At 35.1% G+C, this 14,763-nt stretch carries 8 protein-coding genes; 2 read left to right on the top strand and 6 right to left on the bottom strand.

From position 1 onward, the window contains the following. Positions 1 to 110: 110 nt before the first annotated feature. Complete coding sequence (locus tag HGP29_RS10595; RefSeq protein ID WP_168882373.1) at positions 111 to 2,966, top strand: triple tyrosine motif-containing protein; 2,856 nt, start codon at positions 111 to 113, stop codon at positions 2,964 to 2,966. A 179-nt stretch (positions 2,967 to 3,145) separates the two neighbouring features. Beyond that, complete coding sequence (locus tag HGP29_RS10590) at positions 3,146 to 5,332, top strand: family 16 glycosylhydrolase (RefSeq protein ID WP_168882372.1); 2,187 nt, start codon at positions 3,146 to 3,148, stop codon at positions 5,330 to 5,332. Between the two features lie 64 nt (positions 5,333 to 5,396). On the opposite strand, the gene HGP29_RS10585 is transcribed toward HGP29_RS10590, so the two are convergent. The 6 genes from HGP29_RS10585 to HGP29_RS10560 form a co-directional block, all read right to left on the bottom strand. Then, positions 5,397 to 5,951 (bottom strand): DUF1353 domain-containing protein, encoded by a 555-nt coding sequence (locus HGP29_RS10585; RefSeq protein WP_168882371.1) that lies wholly within the window; start codon positions 5,949 to 5,951, stop codon positions 5,397 to 5,399. 223 nt (positions 5,952 to 6,174) lie between these two features. Beyond that, positions 6,175 to 7,659 carry a sulfatase family protein gene (locus HGP29_RS10580; protein WP_168882370.1) on the bottom strand — a complete coding sequence of 495 codons (1,485 nt, stop codon included), beginning with the start codon at positions 7,657 to 7,659 and terminating at the stop codon, positions 6,175 to 6,177. Positions 7,660 to 7,662: 3 nt separating this feature from the next. Next, positions 7,663 to 9,672 (bottom strand): sulfatase-like hydrolase/transferase, encoded by a 2,010-nt coding sequence (locus HGP29_RS10575; protein WP_168882369.1) that lies wholly within the window; start codon positions 9,670 to 9,672, stop codon positions 7,663 to 7,665. 64 nt (positions 9,673 to 9,736) lie between these two features. Further along, the gene (locus HGP29_RS10570) at positions 9,737 to 11,641 is read right to left on the bottom strand and encodes a 7TM diverse intracellular signaling domain-containing protein (RefSeq protein ID WP_168882368.1); all 1,905 of its coding nucleotides are present in this window, start codon (positions 11,639 to 11,641) and stop codon (positions 9,737 to 9,739) included. A gap of 139 nt (positions 11,642 to 11,780) precedes the next feature. Next, positions 11,781 to 13,121, bottom strand: coding sequence for a hypothetical protein (locus HGP29_RS10565; RefSeq protein ID WP_168882367.1), 1,341 nt, complete (start codon positions 13,119 to 13,121; stop codon positions 11,781 to 11,783). Between the two features lie 17 nt (positions 13,122 to 13,138). Continuing rightward, positions 13,139 to 14,761, bottom strand: coding sequence for a RagB/SusD family nutrient uptake outer membrane protein (locus HGP29_RS10560; protein WP_168882366.1), 1,623 nt, complete (start codon positions 14,759 to 14,761; stop codon positions 13,139 to 13,141). Between the last annotated feature and the right edge of the window lie 2 nt (positions 14,762 to 14,763).

Here is a 14,763-nt window from a genome sequence, read left to right as displayed (position 1 = left end):
CATTGGGTTCACTTATAACATTATAAAAAACTAAACATCCACTTTCATTTGGACTATTAATTGATATATTAACGTCACTAACGAATTTTTTTTTACTATTTATCAGTGAAATGAATAAACTACTATTTCAATTATTTTTTCTTCTTTTAAGCGTAATAGTATTGCCATCGATGTGTTTTTCTACAACATCTGGGAGACCTTCCCAAGAGAAATTAGAAGAATGGCAACTGGCAAATCAAACCTATAGTATTACTCAAAATGCTAATGATATCATGTATTTTGGTAATAGCTTTGGGGTTGTAGAATATAATGGTGGACAACTTCAATTGATCAAAATGCCTAACAATACAATTGTCCAATCTGTGTATTGTGATGCTCAACAAAGAGTATGGGTCGGTGCAATAGATGAGTTAGGGTACTTAGAAAATGACAAAGATGGAAACTTAATATATCAGTCTATAAAATCTAAATTGCCAGAGACCATCAAGAGATCATTAGGTGTGATCCTTAAAATTTATGAGCTACCACAAGGCATTGCCTTTATATCTACAGAGCATCTCCTTATCTATCAAGAAGAAAAGTTCACAATAATATCACCTCAAAAGGCCTTTCAACATGTTTCCATTGTGAATGATACGCTCTATAGTGTAGACGTTTTTGGAGGACTACATATTTTAAAAAACGAGCAGTTTGAAAGTGTTGCCCATCTTAGAAAATTCACCCCAAATAAGATCAATTCGATACTACCCTATGGTGAGCACCAACTGCTAATAATAGACAATCATTTTCAATGTTTTCTACTCAAGAAGGGTAAGATTGTGGACGTTCCCCTCACCCGTTCAATGAATAGATTTAGGACAGTTAAGGTCATTTTATTCAACGATTTATATATCATCACAACGGCTGATAATACTGTTATTGTCATGGATAAGAAAGGGCAAATAAAAAGAGAAATCAAAAATGGTTTAGGGAGCATTAAAAGTAAAGTGATGACTGCCTTTATCGATAACAAAGAAAATTTATGGTTAGGTACTGATAACGGTGTTTTTTACTTGAACCTTTATCATCAGGTAACACCTATTAGTGATAACTACAACGTATTTGGAATTGGTTACACAGCGAAAAAATATAAAAATAAACTCTTTTTAGGTACATCTCAAGGTCTTTACAGTGTAAAATATAACCGATTTAGTACACATCTCCCTGTTGATTTTCAATTGATTGCCAACTCCGAAGGAAATGTTTGGAACATGGATGTTATCAATGATCACCTAATTGTGGGACATAATAAGGGAACATTTGTGTACCAAAACAACCAACTGAAAATGATAAATGATATTCAGGGAGGTTGGTTGATGAAACCATTAAATCATTGGAAAGGATATGCGATTCAAGGTACTTACTCTGGATTGTTGGTATACAATATCGAAGATGGTATTCCTCGGTTTTCACATAAAATAAAGGGGTTTTCAGATTCATCGAGATTAATTGAAGAAGATGAAAATGGTATACTGTGGATCTCTCATGGCAATAAAGGAGTATTTAAAATAAAATTAAGTGACGATTTAAAAGAGGCTGAAAAAGTAGCATTTTACAACTCAGAAAATGGTTTTCCTTCCGACTTAGGTATCAATGTTTCGAGAATCAATGAGGATATTATTTTCACATCAGAGCATAAAGGAATCTATACATATGATTATCAGGCAGACTCTTTTCGTCTATATACGCAGTTAGAAAATTTATTAAGTCATACCACTGAAATAAATAAGATAACGGAAGATCAGTTTGGAAACTTCTGGTATGTACTAAACAATTTAGAAGTGGGAGTACTTCAGAAGAAAATAGATGGTTCATACACCAGAGAAACGGATATGTTTAGAAAACTATATCATACTACAATTTCTGGTTTTGAACTAATGTATCCGCTTTCGAAAGATAGTGTGCTATTAGGTAGTAAAAATGGATTTAATCTTTTTGTGAAGGAGAAGAAAGTAAATCCTAACCTTATGCCAGATGTACATCCTATTTTTGATAAGGTTACTTTAATAGGAAATCCTGATTCTACTTTATTTAGGTCGGGTTCGGCCCAGCAAAATTTTGCACTTCCTTACATTGACAATTCGATAAAAATCAATTACTCTGTTCCTATTTATTCTGATCAGGATATGGTTAGTTATAGTTATAAACTGGAAGGTTTTGACAAAGAATGGAGTCGCTTTACGGATATCAATTTTAAAGACTACACCAACTTGCCTGCAGGAGAATATACGTTCCGTTTAAAAGCAAAAAACATCTATGATAAACAAACTCCTGTCGTATTCTTTAATTTTAGAGTCTTACCGCCATGGTACCAAACACATTGGGCCTATTTACTTTACTTCATTTGTTTCCTTCTATTTATGTACTTCATAAGGTTATATACCAAAAGGTCTATAGAAAGTAAAAACCGAAGAGAAAAGCTAAAAAAAGACAAGGAGATCATCGCACTCAAAAATGAAATCTTAGAAGCCAAACTGCATAAAAACACTACAGAACTTGCAGAAAAATCAACAAAGTTAAGTGCCTTTTCTGCACAATTAGCCAACAAGAAAGATACAATAGAACAGATCTATGATACCTTGGCTGATCTACGTTCTGATGTGAACCCTATGGCTCAAAAAGAAATTCAATCTCTTATTAATAAGCTAAAGCTATCCAATTCGGAAATTACCAATTGGCAACAGTTTGAAGTCCATTTTGATGAAATTAATAATAACTTTTTCAAAAAATTGAAGAGTGAATACCCTGAATTGAACGCTACTGAGTTAAGATTATGTGCTTTTATCAAAACGGGTCTATCTACTAAGGAAATAGCAACGATTCAGAACAGTACAATTAGAAGTATTGAAGCGTATAGATACAGATTAAGAAAAAAACTAAGCATTGATAAACATGAAAACCTCAACGATTTTCTCTTCAATTATTGATTTTTAAATCATTGAATAATAGTTGATTATGAATTTTGAGTAGTTTTGAGTAGTGGGTAAAAAAGGGTTGTGTAGTATTGCGCGGTAGTGTTTTTATGTGAAAGATTTTTCACCCTCTACCTTTGAAACATCGGGATTGGTTCCCATATGAAATGAACTTTTTAATCTATGTTTCAATTATGAAAATCTATTACTCTTTAGTGATTAAAACACTACTAATATTATCTTCACTCTTACTTTTTACAAAGAATGCAAATGCTCAGAACCTATCTTGTAGAGAACTGTTATGGAGTGATGAATTTGATTATACAGGTGCACCCGACCCTTCCATATGGGTACATGAAATAATGGGTGTTGGTGCCAATAACAACGAACTACAGGCTTATGTAAATGATAGAAAAAACTCTAGAGTTGAGGATGGTCTATTAATTATTGAAGCGACAGAATCGGAAACAGAAAATGAATATGCATCTGCCCGATTATTCTCCAATACTCCTGGTCATCGAACACTACATGGTAGAATAGAAGTAAGAGCAAAACTACCTTCTGGTAGAGGCACATGGCCTGCTATATGGATGATGCCTGAAAACTGGCAAAACTCCAACTATGGTGGTGGTGGTTGGCCAAATACGGGTGAAATTGATATCATGGAACATGTGGGGTATGAAGAAGGGGTAGTACATGCCACTACGCATACATATAAATACAATTGGGGACAAGGCACTCAAAAAACAGATAAGATTACTGTACCTACTGTGACTACTGAATTTCATAATTATGTAGTAGAATGGACACCCAATAGAATGGAGTTTTATGTTGATGATGCTTTATTCTTCACAACATATAACGATGGTACAGGATGGGAAGCTTGGCCTTTTACTCAACCGTTTGCCGTTCTTTTAAATGTTGCTGTTGGTGGCGACTGGGGTGGTGCTGTTAAAGTAGATAATGACCTAGGTGTAGACGTTACCATTTTTGACCGTGAAGAAGGTGTGAAAATGTTGGTGGACTATGTGAGGGTATATGAAGTGAAAGACCATTTAATTGGCGAAAGTCTATTAGAAACAAATGCAACGGTAACATTTACTGCTTCAGAGGGTAAAGACAGCTACAACTGGCATGTACCTGAAGGATATACGATCTTATCTGGAGAAGGTACTAATACAATAGAAGTGCAAGTAAGTGATGAATCGGGTGGAGTAAGCGTAGATATGGAAACGTCTTGTGGAACGACAAGTGATGTTATAGAAGTGCTAGTAAGGAACAACCTTGAAACAGAAGTTGATTATATTATAGATGACTTTTCTACAGATCAACTTGAAGAGTACAACCCTCCTACAGGAGACAATAACTTTACTTTAAGCCTAGAAGAGGAAGCTTTACGTATTGATTATACTGTCAATAGACCTGAGTATTATCCAAGGATTACAAAAGACTTTGATGCTATATTAGACCTTTCTAACCATGCTAAACTCTCTGTTAAAGTAAAACTAGAAAACAACAATCCTAACGCTAACTTCAGAATAGACTTAGTTGACTTTCATGGTTATGCTACAAATGAAATCCCATTTGAACCGGAAGTAACAAAAGATGGAGAATGGTATACCTATACTTGGGACTTTAATGGAAAGTGGAAATCAGGCTATCCAGATCCGGGTACATTAGTAGATCGTACCATGATCTCTGGGATGGAAATTTTTGTCAACTTTGGCAACACATCATCAGGATCAGGAGTGATCTGGGTCGATGACATCACCCTATCTTATACTGAATCAGCTGCGGAAGAAGTGTTTGTCTACGCTATAGAAACGACAACTACAGAAAGTGAAAATAATGAAGTATATGGGCAAGCAACCATTACTATTTATGATAATCTAAATCAACCAGTGAATGGTGCTACCGTAGAAGGAACCTTCGGAGGTAGTTTTAATGAAGACTTTTCTGGTGTTACGGGAGAAGATGGGAAGGTTACACTTACCACTTCATCTACAACATCTGACCAATCATTTGAAGTGTGTGTAGAAGGTGTAGATTACACTAATCTAACTTACAATGCTTCGTTGAATACCGTTTCATGTTCTACAAATAACAGTGTGATCAGTAATACAGATGAAACGAAATTTGATTCATCCTTAATAGATGTCTATCCCAATCCAGCTAATCAAAATTTGAATATCAAATTGAGAAGAAATATGGAGATCGACACATTGGCTTTGATAGATATCTATGGGAGAATCATTTATGAAAAAAGTGATTTAAACACACCACAAATTAATATTAATGTGGCACATCTAGATACAGGTTTATATTTCATAAGAATCTCTTCAAATAAAAATGACTTAATAGAAAGAGTTTTGATCAACTAAAATCATTTACATCTAATCCCTAAAGAAACTCCATAATATTTATGGAGTTTCTTTTTTCCTAAGATTAATCTCTATTTATTTCAGTATCCACCAACCTTTCCAGATCTTCAAAATTTTCGTTGTCATTAATGATTAAGTCTGCTTTATCTCTAAGACTGAAAAATTTATTAACTATATATTTCTCTTCTTCTACACTTAATGTATCATCTTCATAGTCAATGTTGTTCATAAAGCTGAATTTTGATGCCCATGACCCAACACTCACTCCTAAATAAAGGATGGCGGCAAACCTCCAACTACAACCGTCAGTTTTACAAGCTTCAAAAAACATTTTATCAGCCTTCCTTCTATCCAAAAAAGAAACATCTGGATTGTTACCTTCACCTACAAAAAAGTCATGAACAACGGATGCTCTTCTGTATAAACCTACATACGGAGACCCTATTAAAGACCAAAGTGTTCTCGGAATTGTAGCCCCATTGAGTTCTGTTTTTAGTTCGGTATTTGAAGGTGCTAACCAAATTTTTCCATCATCATCTGTATAAGAAAAATCTTCCTCCAAAATCATCAACCTTTTTCCTTTCCATCTAGTCAATGGATATCCACTAAAATGTCCCATTATTAATTTTCTTTATTCACCAGTTATTGTAATACGATTTAATTTATATAAAAAAGACAATATTTTTAAAATTTCACTCAATTATAATATTACAATAGCCTGAAAACGATCAACATGTTTTAATTGGAATATCCTTATTATAGGAAAGACTAAAAAAATAAAGGATTAAGCTTTCACCTAATCCTTATTTATACACCGAATCACTATTACGAAAGTAATGTCTTTATTTAGCTTTTTGTACCCTTCTCTCCTTCTTACGGATATTCGCGTCTTTCTGAATTTTATTCGTTTCCTTCATCAGATATTGCTCATTATCCCTTTGTAAGAACAACTGCAACATAGGGTCTTTAGTGACTTGCATACTTCTAATCATTTCTTGTTCCATGACCTCTTGTGTAGTAGCATACTCGTCGTCATCAATGATATTTTTTAAGGCATGAGGATCCTTGCTTAAATCATACATCTCAGTGACTGTTCTGAATAAACAGAAATCTAGTCTTTCCCTTAGTTCTTTATCGTTTTGTGCAGCTTCAGTCATCGCCTCAAACGATGAACCATTAATCGAAGACGTTTTGTATTGACGGCCACCAACTGCCCAAGGGTTGAAAATATATAAGATATCTTTAGATTGCACCGCTCTCATAGTAAAGGCTTTGCTCCCTGAATTTTCATTATAATGAGTATATACAAACTCCCTTTCTTGTTGCTTTTTACCTTTTAATATTGGCAAGAAACTTCTACCATCCAGCTTTTTAGGCAACTTAATTTTTGTAGCTTCTAGTAACGTAGGCATTAAATCAACCATTGAAATTAAATGCTCCTCATCTACTTGACCAGCTTTAATTCCTTTAGGCCATTTAACGATAAAAGGAGTTCTGGTAGACTGTACATAGACATTAGACTTTGCAAAAGGGAAAGCCATACCATTGTCAGATAAGTACACAACGATGGTGTTCTCAGCCAATCCTTCTTCGTCTAAAACCTTTAAAAGTCCGCCAATAACATCATCACATCTTCTTACTGAAGAGTAATACCCAGCCAATTCTTCTCTAACACCTGGCAAATCTTCTAAAAAGCCCGGTACCTCTACCTCATCTGGAGTATAAATTCTTGAAGGTCTTTGCTTCCCTCCTCTTTCATAATTGGGAGTATCCTTGAAAAAAGGACGGTGTGGATCATGGGTGTTCGCCATCATAAAGAAAGGGGCATCTTTACCTTTTGCTTGTTGCACAAACTTCTGAAAATGCTTTTTATATAACCTTGGGCTCCTCCCACTTCCTAGATCTTTTGCATCTTGATCGTAATCCCAGATGTAATCGTCTTTAGGGGTAGAGTGTTTTACCTTACCAAGTACTCCCACTTCATATCCTTTTCCCTTTTTTAATTCTTCGGCTAAAGTAGGCACTGAATTATAGGCACTGTAAAAACCTAAAATACCACTATTGTTAGGGTAACGCCCTGTACCAATCACTCCTCTAGAAGGTTGGCAAACCGCTACAGTAACATGGGCATTTGTAAAACGTATTCCCTCACCTGCCAACTTATCTAAGTTGGGTGTAATATCTTCTACTTTACTACCATTCACTCCCAATGAATAGTAGTCCATATCGTCTGCGGTGATAAGTAAAATATTAGGTGTTTGCCCTTGAGCAACTCTTGCAGCAATGCATAACAAAATGCCTATTAAAATTCTGTACCTTCTTTTCATGGTTTAGTTGATTTTAGCTCCTTTTATGTTCAGTTCTTTTTTCTCGTATTCTTTCGGTAGCAAATGATAATTCTTGTCTGTTGTTCCTATCACTTCTCCTTTGTATTTGATAATGTATTGTTCCACATTGGGGATATTTTTCCAAACAACTACTTGTTTATCTTCATCATAGATACTTGGATAAAGTGCAACATTTTCTACTTTAGTACTCACATTATCAATTATTTCTTTTCCTTGATTATTCCACCAGATGTCATCGACAAAAATGTCTTCGTTGTGCTCCACTCCAGAAAATTCAAGTGTGATGCCTTTTGATTTTTTGCCTTTCCATTCTGAAAAATCAAATACTAGGTCTTGCCATTCATCATTTCCGTTGTACTCTTTATGAGCCTTTTGTGATACAATCGCTTTTGTATCTCCATTTAGCTTCATTGTCACCGTAAATGGTTGTTTGCTTCTCACTTTTAAATGTCCAAATCGGTGCCCTTTTTTCATCATCGGAGAATATCTAGCGGATACTTTTAACGTACCTTTCTTATCTCCCATTTTAAGGTGCATCACTTGATTTGAAGTATTTAAACCTTCCTTTTTGGTATTAGGAACCACCATTACATCTTCAAAATCTACACTCGAAAATTTCTCTGATATCAATTCCTCAAACGTAAACTGATTATCTACTTTATACTTCCCGATGGCAGCCGGATTCCATCCCCAAGAATAGGTCGCATTCTTGCTATCCCAAGCAGTATACATTTGGGTTAATCTTTCCACTTCATTAGGATATTGATCATATACATCCTGCTCTTCGTAAGGGTCATTTGCAATATGGTATAACCTGACTTTATCGTTCTTCTGATCATAAAATAACTTCCATTCCAAGTCTCTTACTCCCCATTTATTGGCATTTTTCCAATATAAATCCTGATGTGGAACCTTATTATCAACTTCATTTAAGTAGGGTAATAAGTCCACCCCATCTAATGCATTGGTAGGTGTTTTTCCAGCTAGAGATAAGATCGTTGGCATAATATCTAAGCTTGTAACCATCTTTTCATATTTCTGATTGGCAGCAATTTTACTTGGGTAATACATAAAGTAGGGTACTCTTATTCCTCCTTCATATAAAGTTCCTTTTTGTCCATTGAGTGGTAAGTTGTAGGAAGCATTATCATTCGGTTTCCCTCCATTATCGCTAATAAAAACGATCATCGTATTCTCTAGTAAGTTTTGCTCTTCCAAGGCCTGTACAATCCTACCAATATTCTGATCCATTACATATTGCATGGCTACAAGCTTCTTACGCATGGGGTCCTCGATATGAGAAAACTGCGCTAAAACTTCCTTAGGAGCTTCTAGTGGAGAGTGAACAGCATTAGGTGCCCAATACATAAAAAACGGTTGTTCTTGGTCTTGTTGCTGAATATATTCAACTGCCTTGTCTCCAAATAGTGTCGTTAAATACTTATTGGGCGTCTGTATAGGGGTATCATTTTCTAAGAAAAACTGCGTTGCATGATCTTCAAAATAATACGATGATGCACCTCCTAAGAAACCATAATAGTAATCAAAGCCTTTATTATAAGGGATGTATGCATTGTCTTCCTGTCCTCCAAGATGCCATTTTCCTATCGCAGCTGTTTTGTACCCCGCTTCTTTTAATTCTTGGGCTAACGTAGGGTAATCATGACTGATCCCCGGAACAATCTCTGGGGAAGGACGGAAAGGTCCTGGGTTATCTTTGAAACCAAAACGTTGTTGGTAAGTCCCCGTCAGTAATCCTGATCTAGAAGGAGCACAAACTGGAGCGGTAACATATCCTTCTGTAAAATGCACACCTTTAGTGGCAAGTGCATCAATGTTTGGTGTAGGAATATCAGTTCTGTATTGATGGTATCCTACATCAGAATAACCAAGATCATCGGCTACAATGACAATAAAATTAGGTGATTGAGCCCATACTTGGGTACTACAAAATAGTAGTACACCTATGGCCCATGCTTTGTAATATTTCATTTGGTTTTAGTTGATAGTATATTCTTAATTAAGAATATGAATGATGTTAGTGAATATTGATCGATTAATTTTTGTTGAAAATTTCTGGCGAGAATGTCGGTAATAATAACTTCTTCTCCTTGGCACTAAGGATTTTCGTTTTAAACTTGGCTACAGTATTTCTCGACATTTCCAATTGCGTTCCTAACTCAACATTTGTAAAATCCTTTTCATGATACCTTGTGATATATGAAAGATAAAATGCCTTTGTAAGGTCAAATTTTACGCTATGAAATACGGTATTACTCGTCACAGACTCTACATAACCACACTTAGAACAACGTCTAGAAAATGATTGGTTGCCTTTAGAATAATTTGTGTTTTTACACTGCTTACATTCGTACCCTTGTTCCCACTTTTGCTTGTCCAAATAGCGTTTACAAGATAAATGATCAGGAAAGAGTTCTTTAAATTCTTCTAAGCTTATGATCTTATGCACAAACCTATTTTCTCTCTCCTTAATGATACTTTTCTTCAGCTTATAATTATTGACGTCCAAGGTCTGATTAATCAAATTAAGGTGATCTGTTTTCTCCTGTAACTTCTGGTTGAGCTCCTTCAACTTTCTTTCACTTTCCATTAATGAGGCTGTCCTTTCCTGTACCTTAGTTTCAAGCTCTTCATTGACCTTGTTTTTCAGACGCATGGTCTTCTCTTGCTCCTCGATCACTTGCTTTTGCATCATTTCTGTTTTCTTTTGATGCTCAATAAGCTGCAATTGCGATCGCTTCTCGTTCTCTTTTAAAACTCGTAATGAATCATATAAGGCATAAGAGAACAAAAGCATTTCCATTAAAAGTGATCCTCTTAAACTATACTGTGTAAGCATATTAAACGGTATCATGCCATGAGCTTTTAGGATTGATAAAATCGTCCCTGCCAACAACATCAATAAACCGAATACAAAGTAGATCGAGATTAGCTTTTCTCTATAAACATTAACGGTATAGTACAATAAAATAAGGATACAAAGCAAGAGAATAATACTATTGGCCTGACTATTAATAATTAATAAATCTACGGCCAAAATCAGTGTTTGCCCTATTAAAAGGTAATTGATATAACGTACATATTTTGCATTCTTGGCTTCCTTGATCAAGACTTCTTTAATTAAGAAAGTCACAGACAATGCACAGAAAATACTTAATAGATTAACAGCGTAACTATTGATGATCGGGTTATCATACCACACAAACTGAAAGCCTGTTCCGTCTGCAGAAGCATTAAATAAACCCACTGTAAAAATATGTAGAATATATACTAAATATTTTGATTCTCTGATACTTAACCACAGCATGAAATTATAAATGGCCATGATTAAAATCGCTCCGTAATAGATACCAAACCATAAATACTCCAAAGTAGCATGATATACTAAACGCTCAGTACTTCTAAAATTGATATGCAAATCTACCTTGTGGTTCGATTGCACCTTAATATAAATTGGTTGGCTGTAATCAATATTATTATTTAGGGGAATGATAAAGTTTTTGTGTGCAAAGGGTCTCTGGTCGAAATTATACATATCACCCATGACCTCTTTTTTTACTTCACCGTCAGTTTCTACAAAAAATACAACAACATCATCAATGGCTTGATCATATAATTCAAATGTCCATGATTTATTATTGAATTTTTGGATATCGATATAAAACTTCATCCAATACGTCGCTTTCGTATCAAAGTTTTCCTTAGAATACTTTTTAGCACTCTTAAACTCTAATGAATCTCCAACGATATCTGCATATGTCATTACTCTTGAATTGTCCTTGTAAAAAGGAATTTTTTCAAGGTTAAGTAACTGCTCATTTGAGGCATCATCTAAATGAATAACTAAATCATTTGAGTTTAAATTCTGTGCATAAGATAAAGGCTGTAGTGATAATAAAAATAGTAGAGTTAAGATAACATTTTGTACCGATCTTATCATATCAGTAGTTGAAGTTTCAGTTGTACTGTAGTAATTATATTTTATACGGTATTTCAAATTATTTAGATTTTAATATTAGGGAGTATTTATAAAAATAGAACCCAACAAAAGCTGGGCCCTATCAACCTTCTAACTTTTATTAATTAATTACTAAAAATCTACCTCTAATTCCTAATTCGTCAATACCCATATATCCTCTATTCACTGCGGAAGTAAGACCATGTACGTAGACTACTACAACACGGAAATCTTCTCCTTCAAAAGGATTGTTGATCTCTATTGATTGGTGAATAAATAATTTCTTTTCGTCTACTTGGTAATCGGCTGAATTAAATGCCAAAGTCCAATGCTCATACGCTTCATTGATGCTTCCAGCGTCTAAAGCCTCTTGATAATCTTCTGCTTTGACTACTCTAGCTTCAATACGTTGTTCTCCTCCAACTCCTGTGATATTATTGAACACCGCACCAATATCGATCGTCATCACTTCCATGTTTTCCGAAGACATTTCTGGAGTAACCATCACATGCTTTGCAGTAGAAACGTTATCATAATTTCTTGCATAGTTTCTAGTGATAAAGTTCTCTCTACGGTCTACATTAGGGTGGTTATTTCTATCCACTGCGATATTCCACCAAGTCTGTCCATTCGGTAATGCAGGACCATCAATCTTCATGAAGTCTATTTCAGCAAAAACAAATTCATCTTCGTTGTCTGGTTTTAAACCTTGATCAATGTGCATGGTAAATAATTCTCTTTCCTCAATTTTTAGCATTTTCGTATAGAGAGTAAAAGAAGGGTTATTCTCCGATACACCATACTCATTTTCAGCACTTATAGAAATGATATAATCTTCATTCTCTAAAGTTCCTCTGACATGAAAACGGCCATTGGCATCTAATGAAATCGTTGTAGAAGCAGGTAATTCTGGCGATGCTTCAATCTGAACATCCGATAAGAATACACCTTCGGCAACCACACTTACACTTTCTACTTGAGAAGATAAGGGGGTACCTTCTTCATCCATATATAGAATGATCGAATCCTTTTTTGTTTCCAATGATAACTCAGGGCGTTTATCTACTAACATAACTCTGAAAGCATCATCAAAATTAGAAGTGCCTGCCTCATTAGAAGCCATAACACTTACATGATATCTCCCCAAAGTAGTTCCATCTGTAGGTTCCAAAGAGAGTTGTCCCGTTTCAATATCAATCGTAAACGGATTGTATTCTTCAGGTACATCTGTACGAATACTATCTTCTATTAATACTACCTCAGCAATATCGAAAGTAGTCGTTCCTTTTGAGATCACCTCTGGAGCATCGCCTTGCACTGCTCTATTATGTGCCACCGTAAGATCATTTCTATGGTATAATAAGTTTTCTGGAGGCACATCCGGTACATTAAAATCGACCTCGTTATTGGTCAAGCAACCTACCAGTAAAAACGCAAAGAATATATATATTAATTTTTTCATGATTTTAGAGTTTTAGATTACCAAAGAGGATGTTGTTTGATGTTGTAATTCAATTGTAATTCTTCCGTAGGAATAGGGAAAACCACATGCTTTTCTTCACATCTTTCACCTGGGAATGCCAAGTGCTCTTCATTATCAGGACGGAAGTCTTTATTTGATCTCACATTCTGACTTACTTCTTTCATTGTTTCTTCTAGAATTCCCCAACGCACTAAATCGAAACGTCTATGTCCTTCAAAACATAATTCCCTCTTACGTTCATCTTGAATCAACTTCATAAAATCGTTGTTGGCATCACTCAATCCTTGACTTAACGAACCCGCATTGGCTCTTTGTCTTACCATTTCGATGTCTGTCTTTGCCTGACCGCTTTCACCATATAATAAATAACTAGCCTCAGCGCGCATCAAAAGAATATCACTAAATCGTAAAATTGGGAAATTGATCGATGTTCTATCCTTGATAATCACACCATTTTCTAGGGTCTCTACTGTTCCGTCTAATTCACCATTATGGTCTCGACCTCTGTCTAAACGTCTCCATTTTCCAGGGAACCATCTTAACTCATTTCCAATATTTACAGCCACAAAATTGTCGTCTCTGTAATTGAAACTAAAGTTGGCACAATTCCACTCAAAACGGGTATCGTCCGCACTGTAGGTACTTTTATGCATGGAAGGAGTGATGTAAGCATGTCCAATACTAAAAGGCATAGTACCTGTGGTTAACTGTATTTGGACACCATTAAAGTTTCCAATTCTACCTCCCAAATCTCTACCTTCAGTAACTGTAAAATCCACTTCCCACATGACCTCTACATCTCTTCTTATTCCTTGAATCTGGTTTAGGAAAACATCTTTGTATTCTGGTAATAGAGAGTGATAACCAAATTCAGTTACTGCATTGGTATGTTCGATTACTTTTTGCAAACAGTAATCTCTACCTAAATCGCCTCCTTGAATTCTTGCTCCTGCCATTGTCAGGTACACCCTTGCGGCTAAACCATGTGCAATCTGTTTACTTACTCTACCATATTCTTTCGGACGATCATTAAGTAAAGTGATGGCTTTGTCAAGGTCTGCAATAATCTGATTGTATACTTTAGGTGCTGGAGTATTTGGTAAATTCAGCATATCCAGATTACCATCGATATCAGTAAAGTGATCCAATCTTAATGGCACATGTTCCCAAACCCTAACCAAATTGAAGTAGAACAAAGCTCTTAAGGTAAGACCTTCTCCAATCATCAGTTCATGATCTGCTTTTGATAAGTAATCGATAGTATCTCTTTCACTTAGGTTATCAATCAGATCATTAATTCTATTGATACCTCTATAGGTTCTTGTCCAGATTCTGTTCAAATCCACATCAGAATCATTGTAAGACATCTTCGTTAATTCATGATTAAACAAAGATCTTCGGTACAACATTTCATCTGTTCCTACATTAAACCAGATCGAAAAATCTTGATCATATATATCTCTTAATGAAGCATATACTCCTGATAAAGCGAGATATGCCTGTTTATCATTTTGATAGTAATCATCCCTTCCTATTTCATCTTTAGGATCTAAATCTAAAAATGTACATGAAGAAATAGAAATAACTAGGGCAATAAGTATTAATAAATTCTTTTTCATAG

This window comes from Flammeovirga agarivorans (assembly GCF_012641475.1).
In the GTDB taxonomy this organism is placed as follows: Bacteria; Bacteroidota; Bacteroidia; order Cytophagales; family Flammeovirgaceae; genus Flammeovirga; species Flammeovirga agarivorans.
Note: the sequence above shows the minus strand (reverse complement) of the source record. Positions and strands in the feature narration are given on the sequence as shown.